Annotated in this window: 18 protein-coding genes; 8 read left to right on the top strand and 10 right to left on the bottom strand. The window is 65.9% G+C overall.

Annotation, left to right across the window (positions count from 1 at the left end; all coding sequences use genetic code 11):
• The first annotated feature begins 108 nt into the window (after positions 1-108).
• On the top strand, positions 109-297 hold the full coding sequence (locus tag B9C43_RS57560; RefSeq protein WP_200825613.1) for a S8 family serine peptidase: 189 nt from the start codon (positions 109-111) through the stop codon (positions 295-297).
• A gap of 23 nt (positions 298-320) precedes the next feature.
• A complete protein-coding gene (locus tag B9C43_RS19520; RefSeq protein ID WP_235038728.1) occupies positions 321-2576 on the top strand; it encodes a S8 family serine peptidase in 2256 nt (751 codons plus the stop codon).
• 183 nt (positions 2577-2759) lie between these two features.
• On the opposite strand, the gene B9C43_RS19515 is transcribed toward B9C43_RS19520, so the two are convergent.
• Complete coding sequence (locus B9C43_RS19515) at positions 2760-5516, bottom strand: tetratricopeptide repeat protein (RefSeq protein WP_084428400.1); 2757 nt, start codon at positions 5514-5516, stop codon at positions 2760-2762.
• The gene (locus B9C43_RS19510; RefSeq protein ID WP_084428399.1) at positions 5513-7282 is read right to left on the bottom strand and encodes an HSP90 family protein; all 1770 of its coding nucleotides are present in this window, start codon (positions 7280-7282) and stop codon (positions 5513-5515) included. The genes B9C43_RS19515 and B9C43_RS19510 overlap by 4 nt, the downstream gene beginning before the upstream one ends.
• A gap of 221 nt (positions 7283-7503) precedes the next feature.
• On the opposite strand from B9C43_RS19510, the gene pheS reads away from it, so the two are divergent.
• The 4 genes from pheS to B9C43_RS19490 all read left to right on the top strand — a co-directional run bounded on the left by pheS (position 7504) and on the right by B9C43_RS19490 (position 12817).
• The gene (gene pheS / locus B9C43_RS19505; protein WP_033389406.1) at positions 7504-8574 is read left to right on the top strand and encodes a phenylalanine--tRNA ligase subunit alpha; all 1071 of its coding nucleotides are present in this window, start codon (positions 7504-7506) and stop codon (positions 8572-8574) included.
• Positions 8571-11063 (top strand): phenylalanine--tRNA ligase subunit beta, encoded by a 2493-nt coding sequence (gene pheT, locus B9C43_RS19500; protein ID WP_084428398.1) that lies wholly within the window; start codon positions 8571-8573, stop codon positions 11061-11063. The genes pheS and pheT overlap by 4 nt, the downstream gene beginning before the upstream one ends.
• A gap of 96 nt (positions 11064-11159) precedes the next feature.
• On the top strand, positions 11160-12110 hold the full coding sequence (locus B9C43_RS19495) for a hypothetical protein (RefSeq protein WP_143446458.1): 951 nt from the start codon (positions 11160-11162) through the stop codon (positions 12108-12110).
• Between the two features lie 29 nt (positions 12111-12139).
• Positions 12140-12817 (top strand): DNA alkylation repair protein, encoded by a 678-nt coding sequence (locus B9C43_RS19490; protein ID WP_084428396.1) that lies wholly within the window; start codon positions 12140-12142, stop codon positions 12815-12817.
• On the opposite strand, the gene B9C43_RS19485 is transcribed toward B9C43_RS19490, so the two are convergent.
• Genes B9C43_RS19485 through B9C43_RS19450 form a run of 8 tightly spaced genes read right to left on the bottom strand, consistent with a single transcriptional unit; the run spans position 12801 to position 18517 of the window.
• A complete protein-coding gene (locus B9C43_RS19485) occupies positions 12801-13337 on the bottom strand; it encodes a hypothetical protein (protein ID WP_084428395.1) in 537 nt (178 codons plus the stop codon). The two genes, B9C43_RS19490 and B9C43_RS19485, sit on opposite strands and share 17 nt — an antisense overlap.
• A gap of 2 nt (positions 13338-13339) precedes the next feature.
• The gene (locus B9C43_RS19480) at positions 13340-14647 is read right to left on the bottom strand and encodes a hypothetical protein (RefSeq protein WP_084428394.1); all 1308 of its coding nucleotides are present in this window, start codon (positions 14645-14647) and stop codon (positions 13340-13342) included.
• Entirely contained in the window at positions 14644-15465 is an 822-nt protein-coding gene (locus B9C43_RS19475; protein WP_051896954.1) for an ABC transporter ATP-binding protein, read from the bottom strand. The genes B9C43_RS19480 and B9C43_RS19475 overlap by 4 nt, the downstream gene beginning before the upstream one ends.
• Complete coding sequence (locus B9C43_RS19470) at positions 15440-16204, bottom strand: hypothetical protein (RefSeq protein ID WP_084428393.1); 765 nt, start codon at positions 16202-16204, stop codon at positions 15440-15442. The genes B9C43_RS19475 and B9C43_RS19470 overlap by 26 nt, the downstream gene beginning before the upstream one ends.
• On the bottom strand, positions 16201-16731 hold the full coding sequence (locus B9C43_RS19465) for an RNA polymerase sigma factor (protein WP_084428392.1): 531 nt from the start codon (positions 16729-16731) through the stop codon (positions 16201-16203). Before B9C43_RS19465 ends, B9C43_RS19470 begins: the two co-directional genes overlap by 4 nt.
• Positions 16732-16737: 6 nt before the next feature.
• Entirely contained in the window at positions 16738-17307 is a 570-nt protein-coding gene (locus B9C43_RS19460) for a TetR/AcrR family transcriptional regulator (RefSeq protein WP_084428391.1), read from the bottom strand.
• A gap of 55 nt (positions 17308-17362) precedes the next feature.
• Positions 17363-17662 carry a DUF397 domain-containing protein gene (locus B9C43_RS19455; RefSeq protein WP_235038727.1) on the bottom strand — a complete coding sequence of 100 codons (300 nt, stop codon included), beginning with the start codon at positions 17660-17662 and terminating at the stop codon, positions 17363-17365.
• Positions 17663-17686: 24 nt separating this feature from the next.
• Complete coding sequence (locus tag B9C43_RS19450; protein ID WP_268811584.1) at positions 17687-18517, bottom strand: helix-turn-helix domain-containing protein; 831 nt, start codon at positions 18515-18517, stop codon at positions 17687-17689.
• Positions 18518-18694: 177 nt separating this feature from the next.
• Between B9C43_RS19450 and B9C43_RS19445 the strand changes: the two genes are divergently transcribed.
• On the top strand, positions 18695-18961 hold the full coding sequence (locus tag B9C43_RS19445) for a hypothetical protein (protein WP_084428389.1): 267 nt from the start codon (positions 18695-18697) through the stop codon (positions 18959-18961).
• A gap of 68 nt (positions 18962-19029) precedes the next feature.
• Positions 19030-20232: an FAD-dependent monooxygenase gene (locus B9C43_RS19440; RefSeq protein ID WP_084428388.1), complete on the top strand. Its 1203-nt coding sequence runs from the start codon at positions 19030-19032 to the stop codon at positions 20230-20232.
• Positions 20233-20247 lie beyond the last annotated feature (15 nt).

Here is a 20247-nt window from a genome sequence, read left to right as displayed (position 1 = left end):
CAGTCCTGAGAAGGTCTGGCTGGACGGCAAACGGAAGCTCAGCCTGAAGGACAGTGTCCCGCAGATCGGGACGCCTGCCGCGTGGCAGGCGGGCTTCACCGGCTAGGCGTGACCGTCGCGGTGCTGGACACCGGAATCGACGCGACACACCCTGATTTCGCCGGCCGGATCGTGGACGCCAAGGACTTCACGACCGAGGAGAACGCCGACGACACCTTCGGACATGGCACACACGTCGCGTCCACGATCGCGGGCGACGGCAAATACCGTGGCGTGGCACCGCGGTCGACCGGCTGACCGCCGAGACCGGTGCGTTGTTCGTGATCGCCGCGGGCAACCAGGCGTACCGGCCCGAGTCGGTCAGCTCGCCCAGCACCGCGGACGCGGCGCTTTCCGTTGGCGCGGTGAACAAGCAGAACGCCGACGAGGCGTACTCCAACGAAGGCCCACGGCTCGGCGATGGCGCGATCAAGCCCGAGGTCGCCGCGCCGGGCACCAACATCGTCGCAGCCCGTGCGACCAACAGCGGCCTGCCGCCGGTCGAAGAGATCTACACGACGGCAAGCGGAACGTCGATGGCGACGCCTCACGTGGCGGGCGCGGCGGCTTTGCTTCTCCAGCAACGGCCTGGCCTGAAGGCGGCCGAGCTGAAGTCTCTTTTGATGTCCTCGTCGACGGGCGAGGGCGCGCTGTACTCTGTCGGCTCGGGCCGGGTGGACCTCGCCCGTGCGATCAAGCAAGAGGTGACGGCCACCAATTCGGTGAACTTCGGTCAGCAGCGCTGGCCGCACACCGGTGAGCCGATCCGCAAGACCGTGACGTACCGGAACGCAGGCGCGAACCCGGTCACGCTTTCCTTGAGCTCCACGGAGTCCGTGTTCTCCGTGGAGCCCAAGGAAGTCACGGTTCCGGCAGGCGGCACGGCCGACGTCACGGTCATCGCCGACACACGCACCGGCGCGACCGGTCACCTGGCCGGGCGCTTGGTCGCCACGGCCGGGGAGACCCGCGTGATCACGCCGATGACGGTGAACAAGGAAGGCGAGAGCTACAACGTCACGATCAGCCTGATCGGCCGGGACGGCAAGCCTGCCCCGATCAACTCGCTGATGCTGCTTAACACGTACACCATGGCCACGGACTTCCCGCATGACGAAGACGGCACGGTGACCCTGCGCCGCGGCAAGGGAAAGTACATTGTGGACGCGGTGATCGAGGGCGACGGCGACTTCACGCACATTCCGTACCTGTCGCTGGACCTTGACCGCGACGTGACGATCACATTGGACGCCAGGACAGCCAAACTGGTCCGGCCGACGGTCCGCGGTGTGCAGGGCGAGATGGCGATGCAGGATGTCGGGTTCTACCGGTACTTCGAGTCGCAGTTCGGCCGGATCGCGATCGGGTCGGGAATTCAGCAGTCCGGCCTTGGCGGGAAGGTGACGCCGTTCTACACCACCCAGGTCGGCCCGGCGGTGCCGAAACAAGACCTGGAGACGTGGGTGAACGTCAAGATCGCGGACCCGATGAAGGACTTCACGTACATCAACAGCCCGTACGTGTACCACCTGTTCTGGGGCACGCGGGGCACCTACCCGACGGGTTTCTCGCCGGAGCTGAAGCAGCGGGAATTCGCTGCGGTCAAACAGAACTACGCGGCGATGACCGACGGGAAATACGGGTACACGTGGTCGTTCGGCTCAACCGCGGAGGTCCAGCGTCGCTTCGCCGTACCGCTGCAGATGACGCTGCCGTTCTCCCGCACCGAGTACTACCTGGCGGACGGCCGGACTTGGCTGCAGAGTTTCCACCAGGGCACCGAGCCACTGAGTTTCCCTGACGTCAGCAATGTCGAAGAGCACGCGCCCAAGACGTTGGTTGCCGGGCAGGCAACGGTGCGGAACTGGAACAGGGGAGTCTTCGGACCGTCGTTCGCGCCGGAGGGTTCGCCGCTGAACTACAGCTCGGTCCGCGTCGGCGACACAATGTGGATCCACGCCCCCGGCTATTCCGACGGGACGCCAGGGCGGATCGGCTATCCGATGAAGTCCGAGTCGAGCAAGGTCACGCTGTACCGGGACGGGCAGCTGGTGTCGGAACGGGACAACCTGTTCGACAACAGGTTCGACGAGCTGCCCGCACAGGAGTCCGTGTATCGCGCGGAGGTGACCCTGGAGCTGAAACCGGAGTTCCTGCCCCTGTCCAGCAAGACTCACACGGTGTGGACGTTCAAGTCGGCGACAGCGGAGAAGGCCGCGCTGCCGTTGATGACGGCGAGCATCTCGCCCAATCTGGACAGTCACAACGCGGCGAAGGCGAACCGTCTGCTGCTGTTGCCGATCCAGTTCCAGCGCAACCCCGGCAGCGTTCAGTCTCCGGTGAAGAACGTGAGTCTGGAGGCGTCCTTCGACTCGACCACATGGCACAAGGTCCCGGTCATCCCCGCCGGTGACACGTGGTACGGCCTGGAATTGAACAACACCAAGGCCAAGTTCGCGTCGTTGCGGGTGTCCGCGACAGACAGGGCAGGCAACAAGGTGGAGCAGACCTTCACCAACGCCTACCGAATCACCTAGCCCAAGAAGCCGTGTCCACCATTCCAGCACCCCGTGTCCGCCATTCCAGCACACTGAAATTCCCCAGCCGGGAACCGCACTGCGATTTCATAGTGCCGGAAAGGTCGACACACTGGGCTGGAAAGGTCGACACACCGTGCTGGAACGGTGGACACACCGGGGCTGGAACGGTGGGCACGGGTTTTAGGAGCGCAGGCGGGCGGTGAGGGACCGGACTGTCGCGTCCTGGGAGACTGGTTTCGACTGGGCTTCCAGGGCGCGGGTCAGGACGTCGAGTACTCGGGCGATGATGCTCGGTGGCGTGTCCTCGGAGATCAGCTCGACCGAGTCCTTCGCCCATGTCTCGGCCTTCCCGGGTGCCTGCATGGCGATGTGGTTACGGGCGGCCCGGACCATCAGGAAGATCTCCCAGTCGGGTTCACCGAGGTCACGGACGATCTCCGCCGCCCGCATGTTGTCGGCCAAAGAATCCGCGTGCTCGCCGAGTTGGGTGTACGTGTACCCCCGCAGTTCCAGCATCTCCGCGGTGAGCCTGGCCGCCAGCTCGCCGTCTTCGATATGGGCTGAGGCTCGCTCCAAGGCCTCCAGAGCCACCTGAGGTGAATCGTCGGCGATCGCGGCCGCCGTCTTGATCCACGCTCGGCAGGCTTCGACGGGCAGTTCGGCTTCTTCCCAGAGTTCCGCTGACCGACGGTGGCACCGCTCGGCTTCCTCGTACGACTCCAGTGCGTGGTTGGTGGAGCCCAGACCGGCCCACACCATCGCCTGTGAGGCCGAAGGCGCGTCGGCGACCAGGTCCAGCATCGCCTGGAAGTGCCTGCGGCCTTCGGCGTGCTCGCCGAGTTCCGCGCACACTGAGCCGAGGCGGTAGCGGATCCGGAGGGTGGCTTCTTCCTCTGCGTCCGAAGGCAATAGGCGCAAGGCTTCCTCAAGCGCCTCAGCGGCCTCGACCAATCGGCCGTGCGCCAAGTAACCGGAAGACAACACGTAACACGCATGCGCTGTCTCCAAAGGGCTTCCTTCGGTACGGCACACGGCAACGGTGTCGACCAGCTCGCGCAGATGGGAACCGGCGCGGTCCAGGTTGTCCAGCATGGACGCTCGGTGCAGCAATACGTCCGGCCGCCACGGTCCTGGGTAGTTGCGCACGAACTCGACCAGCTCGGCCGAAGTCTGCAACGCCAGCTCGACGTCCCCGCGCACCTCGGCGATCGCCATCCGGGCCCGCAGTGCGTGGAACCGGTCGCCGGGACGCAACCCTGGCGTCGTGAGGACCTGGTCCATGATCTTGTCGGCGTCGTCGAGGTTTCCTTGGCGCGCCTCGTGATCGGCTTGCTCCAGGATGACCGACGTGACCCGTTCCGAGGCCGTTTCCCTGGCCAGTTCCAGTGCCTCGTCCAGCAACGAGGTCGCCCGCATGTGCTCGTGCCGGTGGTCCAGCAGTTCGCACAGGATCAGCCGGACCAGGATCCGGCCGGCCGAAGCCGAGTGCGCCTCGGCTGACTCAAGCGCTTGTTCGACTGTGGCGATGCCGCCGTCGAGATCGCCGGCCTCCGCCCGCAGCATGCCGAGCCGCGCGTGGAACCGGGCCGCCTGGTCGAGATCGCCGACCTCGACCAGCCGCTGCACAGCCAAGGGCAGCGAGTCGAGCACGTCGGCGCCGGGGAACACCACCAGCCGCCGGGCGGCCAGTTGAACCGCGAGTTTCGAGGGCAGCAACGGGTCCAAGTCGGCGGGCAGCGACTTCAGCAACCGGTACCCGGTCAGGAAGTCGTTCTCCTCGTACGCCAAATGCGCCTGGTAAGCCAATTCGACCGGATCAGCGGTGACCGGAGCAGGCTCAGGGGCCGGATTCGGCACGGCCAACGGAACATGCACCACATCCGGAGCGTCCAGAATGGACTGGATACGGCTGGACTGCCGGGTGGTTGCGTTGCGCTTGTCGAACTCGGCGGCCAGCTCCAACGCCCGCGAAGTCAGATACTCCCGCAAGTGCCCGGCGGTCATCCGGGAAATCTCGCCGCCCGGCAACGGAACCGCGAGCTCGATCCGATCCGAATCGAGACGGCTCAACAGCAAAGCCGCACTGGCCGCGAAGTTCATCGTGCCGATCGGGCTGGTCGCGTGATGGACCTGGTCGAGGTGCCGACGCAGCAACTCCATGCCACGCGGCACATTGCCGGTGACCGCGCAGAACTCCAGATGCAGTCCGACGTAACCCTGGCTCGCTTGCTCACGCGACTGCCGATACGCGACCAAATGCGCGTCCCGCGCCCGTTCGATCTCGCCGAGAGCGGTCAACGCGGGCAACAGAGCAGTGAGCACTCCCTGTGGCTGAGTGCTGCACGTGAACCGCCCAGCCAATGCGGGTTCCGCATGGCGCAACGCTTCCTCATACCGTCCACGCATGACCAGGTGCTCGACCTGTTCTTCCACCACACAGCCCGCGCAGTCGGACATGTCGTCGCGTTCGGTGGCGATGAACCGCGCGAAGTGCTCGTCGGCCAACTCGAAGTCGCCAACATGAGCGGCAGTCAGGGCACGCTGACCCCAGACCGGCTGCAGCGAGAAGCCGAACCGCTTGTACCGCGACTCCAACGCGTCCAGCACCGACTCGATCTGCGCGAGGGTGAACCGGGGGTCACGCCGCAGTCCGACCGGCACCCACTTGTGCGCCCAGTTCAGGCTGCGCATGTCGCTGTCGCTGAACACCGACGGGTCACGCTGCTCCGCGGTGTGACACCACGCGATCGGCGCGAGGATCAGGTCGTACCGGTTGAGGTAGTAGCAAGACTCGATCAGAGCCAGCCGGCAGGCCGCAGGCAGGTGCTTGTCGCCGCTCGCGTCCGCGGCGCGCGCGGCCCGCTCCAGCGCCTCGTGCTTGGCCATGCCCGTTGGCATGTCCAAGGCTTCGGCGAACAGCCGTACCGGATCGGTCATCTGCGTACCGCCCTGTCCAGCAGGTCGAGGAAGGACCGGTTGAGCGCGGCGGTGTCCTTGGGCCGCATGGGGCGCCTGGACTGCAGCAGCGCGTGCACGTAGAGCGACTCGACGGTCAGCTCGGCGAGCGTCTTGTCGCCCAGCTCGGAAAGCCGTTGCACCAAAGGATTACGTGTGTTCAGCACGAGTTGTTGGCTCGCCGATGACGTCGGCTCGGCCAGCTGCCCGAGCAACTCCGCCCACAGCGGATCGCTCTGCGAGCCGATTTCCGCGGTGTCGCGCTGACGTTCCCGGTCCGCGTCGGTGATCAACAAGGCGGGCAACGACACCGGGTCGAACTCGCGCGGGACGGCCTCGCAGTCGTGCCGGTCCAGCACTTCCTGCGCGAGCTTGAGGCTGCTGCGCAGTTGCGCCTCGACCACGGGATCCGGCCGGTCCATGGTCGCGAACAGCTCACTGGGCATCACCCGGCGAGTCGCGGCGGAGCCGTCGACCTCGGTGAGGCGTCGCATCAACTCCGCGTCGTACGCGTAACCGGCGTTCAGCAAACCCAGACCCTGCGCTTGTGCGACGGGTGCGAGCTGACGGAACTCGTCGACATCCGAGGTGAACAGGATGGTGTTGTGGCGGCGGCGGAACTGACGCAACGTCACGTTCCCGTCCGTGGTCTCGAAGGGCAGCCAGTGTTCCACGAGCCGGAGCAGTTCGTCGTCGACCAGGGCCACCGACTTCATCCCGAGCTGGTGTTTGGCCAGCAACGCGGCGGCACGCTCCGGCTCGGTCGCGCCGAGCCGCACGAGCCAGTCCTTCAACACTGTGCCGAGTTCGTCGCGGATCGCCAGCAACGTCTCGTCCTGGTACAGCGACTCACGGCTCGCGGTCGGCCGGAGCGCGGACGAATTCACCGCGCAGCGCACGAAATACGCCCAGTCGGGAAGCAGTCCTTCGACAGAGTCGCCGACCAGCATGCGCTTCAAGTAGATCCGGTGTGCCTGGCGGGCACCGGGATGCGCCGCGTCGGGCATCACGAACGCCGCACCGGTCAGCCCGGCCGCGGGGATGTCCAGTGGCAGGATCTCGAACGGCCGGAAGCCGAACGTCCGCTCGCAGTACGCGGTCATCCGCTCGGTGAAGTCGGTCCCGCGTTCCCAGGGCAATGCGGGCTGGGTGAGCAACGAGTCGCCGATCCGCACATCGACCGGCAACAGTTCGCCGAATTCCCGTGCCAGTGCGGCGACCATGTCGTGCTGCAGCCAGTGTTCGGCGTCCTTGCGGGGCACGAGCGTGACGGTCGTGCCGACCTGCGCCCGTGCCGATTCATCGGCGACTACTTCATATGTGCCCGAAGCGTCGGCGGTCCACCGCACTGCCGGTCCGCCCTTGGCCGACCGGCTGACCAGCCGGATCTCGTCGGCGACCAGAAAGCACGAGAGCAGCCCCACACCGAACTGGCCGAGGAAGTCCTGCCGGGCGAAGCCCAGCTCGTCGCGTTTGGAGGTACGACCGAGCGTCGACAACAAGGTGTGCACCTCGTCCTCGGTCAGTCCTACGCCGCTGTCGGAAATCCGCAGTGTGCCGTCGCCGGTGCGCTCGGCCGGTTCGATGGCGATCCACGCCGGTCCGCCCGGTTGTACGCCGTCCCGCGCGGTGATCGCGTCCATCGCGTTCTGCAGCAGTTCCCGGATGTAGACCCGAGGGCTGGAGTAGAGGTGCTGGCTGAGCAGCTCGATGATGCCTCGGAGATCGACGCCGAACGATCTGGACATGAGTGGTAATTGACCTCGGAATGCCGTGGGAGCAACGCGTAATGTCGCGCGCGTCACTCTATCGGGCGAGTGTTCAGGTCGTTACCCCGCGGCGCGAATGGGCCCTTATGTGACCTATTGAGTTGCGCGAAGTGAGGGTCGCCTACGATCGTTGGGCTACCGCTGTTGCCTGTTTCAGGTGAACACACGCACTTGTGGACCCGAGGAGATGTCCAGCACCGATGTCTGGAGCCAACGACCCCTACGACCCTAAAGAGGTCGCGGCGCTCGCGCCGGAGACGCTTCAGCAGGCGGTCGACAAGGCTAAGGCTGAGTTTTCCGCCGCTGACAGCCTCGAAGCCCTCGCCGGAGTCAAACCAGCTCACCTCGGTGAGAAGTCGCCCTTGCTGGTGGCTCGCCGGGAGATCGGCGCGCTGCCGCCCAAGGCCCGCTCCGAGGCCGGCAAGCGCGTCAACGAAGCGCAGACTGCGGTGAAGGCCGCGTTCGACGAGCGCCGCGCGCAGCTGGAGATCGAGCGCGACGAGCGCGTCCTGCGCGAGGAGACGGTCGACGTCACGCTGCCATGGGATCGAGTACCGCGTGGCGCGCGTCACCCCGTCAGCACGCTGTCCGAGTTGATCGCGGACGTCTTCGTCGGCATGGGCTACGAGGTCGCCGAAGGCCCCGAGGTCGAGGCCGAGTGGTTCAACTTCGACGCGCTGAACTTCCTGCCGGACCACCCGGCCAGGACGATGTCGGACACGTTCTATATAGCGCCCGCGGACTCCGGCCTGGTGCTGCGCACGCACACCTCGCCGGTGCAGGTCCGCTCGTTGCTGGACCGTGAGCTGCCGGTCTACGTGGTCTGCCCGGGCCGCACGTACCGGACCGACGAGATCGACGCCACCCACCTGCCGGTCTTCAACCAGATCGAGGGCCTCGCGGTGGACAAGGGCATCACGATGGCCCACCTGAAGGGCACCCTGGACCACTTCGCCCGGGCGATGTTCGGTCCGGAGTCCAAGACCCGCTTCCGGCCGAACTTCTTCCCGTTCACCGAGCCGTCGGCCGAGGTGGACGTCTGGTTCCCGGAGAAGAAGGGCGGCGCGGGCTGGGTCGAGTGGGGCGGCTGCGGCATGGTCGACCCCAACGTGCTGCGCGCCTGCGGCGTGGACACGGACGTCTACTCCGGTTTCGCGTTCGGAATGGGCATTGATCGGACATTGCAGTTCCGAAACGGCATTCCGGACATGCGCGACATGGTTGAAGGGGACGTCCGGTTCACGACGGCGTTCGGAACGGAGGCGGAGTGAAAATCCCGCTCAGCTGGCTGAAGGCGTACGTCGACCTGCCTGAAGGGCTGTCTTCGGACCGGATCTCCGAGGCGCTGGTGAACCTGGGCTTCGAGGTCGAGGAAATGCGCTCGCTCGACGAGGTGACCGGCCCGCTCGTGGTCGGCCGCGTGGTGGAGATCGAGGAGCTCAAGGACTTCAAGAAGCCGATCCGCTACTGCCAGGTCGACGTCGGCGACAGCGACGACGACGAAGACGTCGAGACTCGGGGAATCATCTGCGGCGCCTCGAACTTCGCCGAGGGTGACCTTGTCGTCGTCGCGTTGCCTGGTGCCGTGCTGCCCGGCGGGTTCGCGATCTCCGCACGCAAGACGTACGGCCGCACGTCCAACGGCATGATCTGCTCGGCCCGTGAGCTGGGCCTCGGCGACGACCATGCCGGGATCATGGTGCTGCCGAGCGGCGAGGCGAGCCCTGGCGACGACGCGTCGCCGCTGCTCGGACTCGATGACACCGTTATCGACCTGGAGATCACGCCGGATCGAGGCTACGCGATGTCCGTGCGTGGCCTGGCGCGTGAGCTGGCGATCGCGTTCGAGACGACGCTGGTCGACCCGGCGGCGATCGCGGTGCCCGGTGCCGAGGGCGAGGCGCACAGCGTCCACATCGAGGACCAGCTGGGTTGCTCGCGGTTTGTGTTCCGTCGCGTGACGGGGCTGGACCCGACATCGCCGACGCCGTGGTTCATCCGCAGGCGGCTGATGCTGTCCGGGATCCGCAGCATCTCGCTCGCGGTGGACGTGACGAACTACGTGATGCTCGAGACCGGGCAGCCGATGCACGCGTTCGACACCTCGTCGGTCAAGGGCAACCTGACCGTGCGCCGCGCGCAGGCCGGCGAGAAACTGACCACTTTGGACGACGTCGAGCGCGCGCTCGACCCGGACGACATCGTGATCGCCGACGAGACCGGCCCGATCTCGCTTGCCGGTGTGATGGGTGGCGCGTCGACCGAGGTCCGCCCGGACTCCACGGACATCCTGCTGGAAGCGGCCGTCTGGGACCCGCCGTCGATCGCGCGTGCGGTCCGCAGGCACAAGCTGCCCAGCGAGGCCTCCAAGCGTTTCGAGCGTTCGGTCGACCCGGCGCTGGCTCCGGCCGCGGCGGAACTCGCCGCGAAGTTGCTGCGTGAGCACGGCGAAGCACGGATCCAGCCCGGCCGCACCGATGTCGGACGGCCTGAGCTGCCCGGTCCGGTGCTGATGGAGATCGACCTGCCGGACCGAGTCGCGGGCATCAACTACCCGCGTGGCGTGACCGCTCGGCGGTTGAGCCAGATCGGCTGCGGCGTCGAGGTGGCGACGACGGAGGCCGGTCGTGCCGCGGTGATCGCGACGCCGCCGACGTGGCGTCCCGACCTGACCCGCCCTGCCGACCTGGTCGAGGAAGTCCTGCGGCTGGAGGGGTATCACACGATCCCGTCCGTGCTGCCCGCCGCGCCTGCCGGTCGCGGCCTGACGCCTTCGCAGCGTCGCCGTCGTGCCGTCGCCCGGACTCTGGCGGACGTCGGCTACGTCGAGGTCATGCCGATGACGTTCGTGTCCCCGGCGACCTGGGACGCCTTCGGGCTGCCCGAGGACGACGTGCGGCGGCAGACCGTGAAGGTCCTCAACCCGCTTGAGGCCGACCGCAACGAGATGACGTCGACGTTGCTGCCTGGTTTGCTGGAAGCGTTGGGCCGCAACGTTTCCCGTGGTATGCGGGATGTCGCGCTTTTCCACATCGGACAGGTCGTGCTGCCCAAGGTGCAGCAGGTCCCGGTGCCCGAGGTGCCGGTCGACCAACGCCCCTCCGACGCGGAGATCGCCACCCTGAAGGCAGCCCTTCCGGCGCAGCCCGTGCACGTTGCCGTTGTGCTGGCAGGAAACCGCCAGCGCCCGGGTTGGTGGGGCAAGGGCGAACCGGCCACCTGGGCCGACGCCGTCCAGGCCGCGCAAGACGTGGCCGCCGTCGCGGGCGTCGAACTGACGGTCCAGGCTGGCTCACTGATGCCGTGGCACCCAGGCCGGTGCGCCGAGCTTCGCGTGGGCGACTTCCCAGTCGGGCACGCGGGCGAACTGCACCCGAAGGTCGTCGAAGCACTCGGACTGCCGAAGCGCACGTGTGCGATGGAGCTGGACCTGGACCTGCTGCCGATCCAGAAACACCGCCCGGCGCCCAAGGTCTCGCCGTACCCACCGGTGCTGCTGGACGTGGCACTCGTGCTCGACGCCTCCGTCCCGGTCGCCGAGGTGACCGAGGCACTCAAGTCGGGCGGCGGCGACCTGCTGGAGGACCTGCACCTGTTCGACGTCTACACCGGCGAGCAGCTCGGCGAAGGAAAGCGTTCGCTGGCTTACTCGTTGCGCTTCCGTGCGGCCGACAAGACATTGACGGTGGAGGAAGCCACTGCCGCCAAGGAGACCGCGGTCGCCGTGGTGTCCGAGCGGTTCGGTGCGACTTTGCGCTGAGGCGTAAGTGTCTTTGCGAGTGGCCTTGTGCCGCCGCATAGTGATCAGGCGAGGTCAACGGGGCCTCGCCTGATTGCTTGTGCGGGGGAGTACATGATGATCAAAGCGATGGGCGTTGCCCTTGTCGGTGTGATGGCGCTGGCCGTACCCGCTGCCGCTGCGGAACTTCCAGGCTTCGAGGTGTCCTTTGTGGATGCCGGGACCGGTGCGCCGGTCGAGAACGTGTGCCTTGGCATGGTCGACGAGAGTGACCGGGGTGTGGTCGAGCCGCAGGTCATGGTTCAGTGCAGCGACAGTTCCGGGAAGGTCAGGAACTACTACACCAACCGCCACCGGTTCTATGTCTGGTCGAGAGACGGCTCGTACGGCAGTCACTGGATCGGTGCGCACGGCCCCACGGGTGAGTTCGCCAAGGCGAAGTGGTTCGAGGCGAAGGACCGCGTCACGCGGGTCAACGTGATGATGGGGGCGCCCGGTGAGATCGCCGGTGTCGTGACTGACGCGACCACTGGCGCTCCGGTGGCCGGGTTGTGCCCGATGCCAACGCCCGCCGGCAAGGGATTCGGCGGTTTTCCGGGTGTGACGTGCAGCAATGACGCGGGTGAGTACAAGATCACCGGGCTCGCGGCGGCCGACTGGGTCGTGCAGTTCCCCGACTTCGCTGGCCGGTACGCGTGGGAGTGGTCCGGCAACGCGCCGAACCGTCTCGCAGCTTCGACGGTCCGGGTGCGCAGCGGCGTGACCACGGCCCTGCACGCCAAGCTGGAGCCTGAGGGCCGGATCACGGGCAAGCTCGTCAACGCGCCGGATCGCGGGCAGTACATGTCCATCGATGTGGTGAACAGGTGGACCGGTGACTACGCGAGCCCGAAGCCTGTCAAGGACTCCACGACGCTCACGTACATGGTGCCGGGCCTGAACACCCAGCAGGTCGAGATCAGCTACGTCGCCATGGGGACACCCCGGTACGAGTACCCCACGCCCGTGCGCGTGACGGCCGGTCAGACGACACCCGACATCGACCTGATGTTCCCGCCACAAGGCTGATTGTCGGTGCGCGGGCGTAGTCTCCGGGCATGAGCGATTTGGTCGACGCGGTCCGGGTTGAGCTCAAGCGTGCCGCGGATCCGGCGAAGGCGCCGGAGATGCAGCGGTACATGAAGTCCGAGATGCCGTTTCGTGGCGTGGCCAAGCCGGAACGGGCCGCGTTGGCCAAGAAGCTCTTCGCCGAGCATGTGATGTCCGATGTGGACGAGCTAAGAAAGACAACGCTTGAACTGTGGCGGGGTGCCGAGTACCGCGAGGAGCGGTACCTCGCCATCGACCTGACCGGGGATCGCCGGTACGCCAAGTGGCAGACCAAGGATCTGCTGCCGATGTACGACGAGATGATCGTCACCGGCGCGTGGTGGGATTTCGTCGACGAGCTGGCGATTCGGCGCGTCGGGCCCATTCTGCTCAGGGAGTGGGACGACGTCGCGCCCATTATGCGTGCGTGGGCGACCGACAAGGATCTCTGGCGGCGCCGCACGTCGATCATCTGCCAGGTGGGCGCCAAGACCGAAGTGGACACCGAGCTCCTCGCCGAGGCCATCGAGGCGAACATCCACGACAAGGATTTCTTCCTGCGCAAGGGCATCGGCTGGGCACTGCGTCAGCACTCCAAAGTGGACGCGGCCTGGGTGCGCACGTTCGTCAGCACGCACCCAGACCTTTCACCGTTGTCCAGGAAAGAGGCTACGAAGTACCTCTAGGGCCGGCGAACGCGTACGCCGCCAGACCGACCGTTCCGATCACTGAAGCCGTGACTACGGCAGTGGTGGAATCCGAGCGCTGGGACAGCCACGTCAGGATCTCGCTGTCCCGTGGGCCGAACACGCACACGGTGGCCCAGAGGGCGGGTAACGTCCACGCCAGCTGGTTACCCAGCACCGCCGCGGCCAAACCAGCCAATCCGGCGAGTCCCAGAGCGTTGCGGAGCACCACGGAAACGTCCCACAGATCGACCGCGGCCGTCAGGCCGAACACGACCAGGCCGATCGACAGCAGGTGCGCCGCGCGCCAGACCGGCCACGCGATGGCCCCGGTACGGTCGAGCTGGACATCCGCACCGCCAAGGCCGACCGCGGCCACTGCGGTGCCCATGCCAAGGGCTACCAGCGAAATCTTCGGCTCGGGACTGTCGAGTGCCCACGCACCGATGGCTGTCGCGAGCAGAGCCGTGAACGCCGCGGGCGCACCGCGAGAGCGCAGGTACAGCACGAGTAGGCGCATTGTCAGCACTCAGGGCTCTGGGCACGCAGTTCAGCGACCTTCGCCGGCTGCTGGTCGACCGGTAGCGCACGCAACTCCTGCCACATCCGCTTGGCTTCGGTCTCGACGTCTCGGTTGGTCGTGTTGCGGGACGCGACCGGTCGCAGTTCGCCGTCGAACCACGACGCCACCACCATTCGCCGCGCAGCCGCATGCTTGCCGATTTCCCAGTCACAGTACCGGTGCAGGTCAGGCCCGGCGAGGATGGTCCGTCGCGGGTTCAACTGGAACTCGTAGTCGTCGAAGTGGAAGAACACGATGTCAGCCGACGGCGGCAACGTGTCCATGGTGAACTGGGACATCCGCGCCTCCTGAACCACCGTCGGCGCGCCAGGCAGCTTCGCCAGTTGAGTCAGTGCCTGCCGAACCGGACCGGCGATCTCGGGCAGGTGGTCCTGATGAAGCCGTGACACGCACACGCGGTCCTCGCAGACCAAGGCGGCTGCAGAGGTGTCCGGCGTGAGTATGCCCGCCGCGGACGAAGGCAACAGCGGCAGTGTGATCGCGAGCGCGGCGAGGGCGGGGAGTAGCGCCAGCAGGCGTGCTTTGCGGCCGACGAGCGTCAGCAACCCGAATCCGGTGATCGTCAATCCGGCGAACCACAAGGCCTGCACCAGGTTCACCGGAGTGGACACCGTCACGAACAAGTCGTCCTGAAAGTCGAAGACCGGAGTCAACAGGGCGAATTGCCACGACACCGTCCCCTCGACAACGCTGCCGGTTCCCGGGGCGCCGACCAGCGCCACCGTGGTCGCGGCCATGGTGAGCACCGCGGCGATCGGTGCGGTCAGCAGGAACGGGAAGATCCGGCCGACGCCCATTCCAGCCAGCACAGCGGCGATCATCGACAGGATGCCGACCAGCATCACGGGCACCCAACCGACGCCGACGTAGCTCGCGTTCCCGATCACCTGGACCGCGCCGACGAAGAAGATCACGAGATACGCCGCGGTCACACCGGCACACATCGCGACAACCGGCGGGAGCGCCCGCTGGAACGCCGGTCTTGGTGTCGCGGACAGCAGTTCGTCCATCTTGGACCGCCGGTCCCGCCTGCCTTGCCACGCGCCCGCACCCACCGCCAACGGCCACAACAGGTTCAACAGCCAGCGCTGCCACATCGCGAGCGAGAACCATTCCTCGGTCCACGCGTCCGAGCCCTTGCCCCACGGCCCGGGAAGAGCGTAGAAGAAACCAAGACCGACCAGGACGATCAGCAGACCGGCCCAGAGCGCGGCCGAGCGCCGCAACTCGATACCCAGCGCCCTCATTTCGCACGCCCCAGCAAAGCCGAGTAGCCGCGTTCGGCCGGGCTGTCGCCGATGTCGGAATCGCCACCGGCGGCGGCCAACGACTCCGCAGTTCCCTGGAACACCAGCTTTCCCTCGTCCATCAGTACGACATCCGTGCACGCGGCTGCGACATCCTCGACCAGATGCGTCGACACGACGACACACGTGTCCCCGCTCAACGACCGCAACAGTTCCCGGAACTGGATGCGCTGTGCGGGATCCAGGCCGACGGTCGGCTCGTCCAGCAACAGGATCCGTGGGTCGTTGACGATCGCCTGCGCGATGCCCACGCGCCGGACCATGCCGCCGGACAACGTTTTCATCTTGTCGTCGGCCCGGGCTGTCAGGTCCGCTCGGTCGATCGCGCGTTGCACCGCACCTGGGATCTCGGCCTTCGGCATTTCCTTGAGCCACGCCATGTACTCGACGAACTCCCGTACGGTGAACCGGGGGTAGAAGCCGAACTGCTGTGGCAGGTAACCGATCTGCCGTCGGACCGGCCGGAGGTCACGTCCACTCGGCGGCGACCCCAGCAGTTCGATCGAACCACCCGCTGGACGGACAACCGTTGCCAGCGCACGGATCAACGTCGTCTTACCGGCGCCGTTCGGCCCGAGGATGCCGTGCACGCCGATACCCATCGACAGATCCAACCCGTTCACGGCCATCCGGCGGCCGGCCCGCACCCGCAGGTCCGAGGTGTGGATCTCCCATGCGTACGTCGTCGGCGCAGTCTCCGCCGTCTTCACCACGCGTCCCAAAATGTTCCCCTTAACGCAACAGTCGCGCGTACGCATCGGCCCGCAGGGCCAGCACCGCGATGAACCCGGCAATGGACAACGCCCAGAAGGGTAGGCTGGCCGGCTGCAGCACCACCGGCAGTTGGTTGTTGATCACGCTCGGACCGGCGACGACGAGGACCCACACGATCCCGAGCACGCTCGCGGCCGGGGTGACCCCGATGAGCAAACCGAAAGCGAGCGCTCCGGTCGTGAAAGCCAAGGACGGCAACAACCACATCGCCGGTGATGCGTCAACTGGCAGTCCCGCAAGAAAAAGCGCGGGGATGACGAGGAGCAGCACCGAGACGGTTCGCCGCAGCACGAGCTCCAGGCCCGCACGGGGCGTTCCGGCGACGAGCTCGTGCATCGGATCGGCGTTCTTGTTCCACGAGGCCGCCACACCCACCATGGGCGCGATCGGTGCGAAGAGGAGCACCAACGACATGCTGAGTGGCGCTATAAGGTCGAGCAGCATCGCGACGGCGGTTACCAGGATCGTCATCCCGATCCACGGCAGACCAGCCGAAGACACGACCCAAAACCTGCGGCGATGCTTGGCGGGCGTTTCAGTCGGCGTGAGCTCCGCCCAAACTGTGTCGAGCAAAGGCGTGACCTGCTCGGCATGCGATGCCAGGAGGAGACGGCAGGACGCACACGTCTCCATGTGCGCCTCCAATGCCCACACCTGGTCCGCAGGGATGTCCGTATCCCCATTGGCATACCTGCGGACCAGGTCCCCCGACACGTGGCTCATGACAGCGCCTCCCTCAAAAGGGTTCGCGCACGACGCGCTCGGGTCTTCACGGTTCCCTCGGGCACTCCGAGCAGGACCGACGTCTCGCGTACGGTCAGCCCATCGAGCACCATCGCCTGCAGGACGTCACGCAGCTCAGGCGCCAGTTCGTCGAGTGCGGCGCCCAACTCGGCCCCGACGGTTCCGGACAGCGCCTCGTCCTCGGCGGCCGGGGAGTCCTGGGGGACTTCGTGCCGGACCTCGGCGTGCTTCTTCTGCTTGCGGAAGACGTCGACGAGCCGGTGGGCCGCGATGGTCCACAACCACCCGACCGCGCTGCCGTCTACCGCCGCGCCTGCGAAGCCGCCTGCCGCACGCCAGACCGCGAGGTATGTCTCCTGCATGACCTCGGAGACGACCTGGTCGTCCGAACAACGGCGGCGCAGCCGCACAGCCAGCCACGGTGACGTACGGCGATACAGCTCCTCGAAGGCCGCCCGATCGCCCTTGGCGATCCGGCGGACCAAAGCCGCCTCGTCATCCGTCATGCCCAGCTAGACGGCGGAAGGTCCGGTTCGGTTTTCCCCGGCCGGATTTTCTTCAAGCCCGAGCAACTCCATCGCCGCGTCGACGGCGATTTTCCGCAGCTCATCCTGGGGAACATCGGTGAACTGGATGGTGCAGTCCTGTATCCCGCCCAACGCCATGGTGGCCCTGACCGACTGCGCGAGCGACGGCTCCGGCCCGAGCAGCAGTACGCCGATCCGTTCCCGCCAGGCCACCACCAGCTCGATCAGGCCGAGGTCGCTGAGCGTGCTGATCTCCTGGAGGAGCAGCCTGATGTCGCCGCGGTGCTGGTAGTGCAGGTCGAAGTACTCCTCGAGCACCGTGCGCTTGTCGATCTCCGGCTGTTGCTCCAGCTTGCGGATGAACTCCTCGCCGCCGTCGATGACTGGCCCGACGATGGTCCGGACGAGGTCCTCACGGGAAGAGAAGTGGTAGTACAGGGCCGGTTTGCTGATGCCGAGGCGGTCGGCGATCTCCCGCAGGCTGGTCTTCTGCACGCCCTGGGCAGCGAAGAGCTCGCGGGCGGCGTCCAGAATGCGCTGTTTCGTGTCGGCCACGAGAGAAGAGTAAGTGACCTACCGGCAAGTCAGGACTGGCCGGTAGGTCAACGGCTCAGATCAGGTGGTCGAACTCGCCCTTTTTGGCGCCGTCGAGCATGGCGGCGATCTCGGCCGGGGTGAACTGGAGGATGGGGCTGTCGGGGCCGAGCTTGGAGTCCCGGAGCCCGATCACGGGCCCAAGCTGGGCAAACTCCACGCAGTCATCGTTGGGGGCGCTGGCAGTTGCTTTCTGCCACTGAGCGTTGTCGATCTTGGTGAATTCCACGCAGTCACTGTTGGGTGCACTGGCGGCTGCTTTTTGCCAGCGGGCGCCGTCGAAGGCGCTGCTGGGAAGGTAGTCGTGCTCGCGCAACGGGCTGTCCTTTCCGCAGGCGGATCACTGGTACTCCTTCACCATTTTTCCAATGAAATGAACGGATTCCATCGGGCAAAGCGACGCAGCCACCAGCTCGCTCCACAGCCGTTCGTAGCTATTGACCAGGTCGGGATCGTCGATGAAGCGTGCGTCGTCAAACTGCTCGAGGTGCACGAAGTTCAGCGGAGTGCTGATGCCCCGGCTGGGAACATGGATCAACGCGAAACTCAGCCACGAGTACATGACCTGGCCGCCGGTGCCAGCGAACGGCAGGATCTGGATCTCGACGTTCGGCTGGCTGGCGACTGTGAGCAGATGCTTCATCTGCCCATACATCACCGTGCGATCGCCGAAGACACGCCTGAGGGCGGACTCGCAGAGGATGAAGCTCGCCTTCACGTTGCCGTGGAGGACAGCCTGTCTGGCCAGTCGGGCTTGAACTGTGTCGTCTTCGTCGAAGGTGAAGCCGAACCGGGCCATCAATCGGCTGAGCACTCGGACATAGGGCTCGGTCTGGAGCAGGCCGGGGACCATGTTGACTCCCGCCCGGCGGAGCTGGTCGCATCGGGCTTCCATGTCGATCAAGAGCCGGGCCGACTCCCGGTAGACCGACTTGTAGCCGGTCCAATCGCCCTTTCTGCCCAGGTTGCGGGCCAGATCCATCAACATGGCCAGCTGCTCGGGGCTGGCGCCGTAGAGCTCACCCATCATCTTCACGTCGGCCACGCTCGGTCTCGACGCCATGTTCATGATCCGGCTGATCTTCGTACCGCGGCAGCCCAGGTAGCGAGCAGTTTCCTCATCTTTGATTCCGGACTTCCGCTTCAGCCTGTGCAATTCGTTGTTCAGCATCAGCAGGGGAACGGTCTTCGTGGGCATGTGATCCAGTATTGAGGGCAAGCGCTCGATCGCGAAATCACCTGATCGGTTAGTTCAGTCGGGGGCAACTTCTGCTTTAGATTGTTCATTCGGCCCCTGCTGGGGCAGGGGTAAACAGTGGGATTTCCAATTCTGGGAAAGGACTATTCAATGCTCGACGACGGTGACCTCGATGACTTCGATGCCGATGTGACCGAGATGGTTTTCGACAACAAACCCAAGCTGTTCGCGGTCGTCCTTGAGTACGGCAACCAAGTCGATGCGCAAATCGTGGCGTGGGGTATAGCCCTGGATGAGCACGCGTACATGACCACGGTCGACGGCAGAAACCAGTACGCCCTCGCCCACGCCGAGAACGCCCTTCGCTACATCCGGCACCGTCCCGAAGCGACGCCTCGGCTGGTCTGGGCTGCGTGACCTCGCTGACTTACCGGTAGGTCAGATTCCGTGCTAGCCTGACTTACCGGTAAGTCAGGAGGGGTGACATGAAGGTACTTGTCTCTGGGGCGAGCATCGCGGGTCCCGTACTCGCGTATTGGCTGGTCAGGTACGGATTTGACGTCACGGTCGTCGAGCGTTCGCCGGTGTTGCGCAAGACGGGCGGGCATGCGATCGACTTGTTCCGCCCGGCGATGGACATCACCGAGAAGATGGGCGTCCTGCCGGAAGTCGAGAAGCACGTCACGGGCACCGACCGGTTGCGGCTGTACCGGCGCGGGGTGCGCAAGCCGGTCAAGATCAACCTCGGCAACATCTACCAGGCCGCGTCCGACCGGCATGTCGAAATCATGCGGGACGACCTCAGCGAGATCTACTACGACGCCACCGTCAAGGACGTCGAATACATCTTCGGTGATTCCATTACCGGGATTTCCGATGATGGAAAAGTCACGTTCGAGAATTCCGCTCCGCGCACGTTCGACATAGTCGTCGGAGCCGACGGCCTGCACTCGAACGTACGCAAGCTGACGTTTGGTCAAACGGCCAGTGAGTTCATTGGCGCGTACCTCGCCGTGGTCACCGTGCCGAAGGAGTTCGGGCCTGACGGCGAGTTCATGAACTACCTCGATGTCGGGCGAATGGCAGGGGCGTACAGTGCCACTCACATGGATGATGCACGTGCCATCTTTCTGTTTCGGAGTGAGCCGCTCGACTATCACTACCGTGACGTTCCCCGGCAGCAGGAATTGCTCAAGCAGGCGTTCCAGGGCCTGCACCCGGAGGTGAACCGCCTGCTTGCGCAGATCGAGCACTCGCCCGCGTTCTACTTCGACTCGATCACGCAGCTGAAGCAGGACACCTGGTCACGCGGCCGTGTCACGCTCGTCGGCGACGCGGGCTACTGCCCAGGCCCGGCCGTGGGCGGCAGCACAAGCCTGGCCGTCGTCGGCGCGTACGTGCTGGCAGGGGAGTTGGCCGCAGCGGGCGGTGACTACGAGCGCGGTTTCGCGGCCTACGAGCGCGAGATGATCGAGTATGTCCGCAACAGCCGGAAGCTTGCCCATCTCGCGGCCAAGACCTTGATCCCTGCCACGCCTTTCGGGCTATGGGCGCTGGCCAACGTGTCGCGGGTGATCTCCGCGTTGCCGCCGTCGATCAGCCGCGCTCTGGCGAAGCTCAGCAAGTCCGGCACACGGATGCACGACACGTTCGTGGTCAAGAACTACGACCATCTGCGTACCGCGTGAGCCGCTCCTGAGCGG

Source organism: Kibdelosporangium aridum (assembly GCF_900176515.1).
Classification (GTDB): domain Bacteria; phylum Actinomycetota; class Actinomycetes; order Mycobacteriales; family Pseudonocardiaceae; genus Kibdelosporangium; species Kibdelosporangium aridum.
Note: the sequence above shows the minus strand (reverse complement) of the source record. Positions and strands in the feature narration are given on the sequence as shown.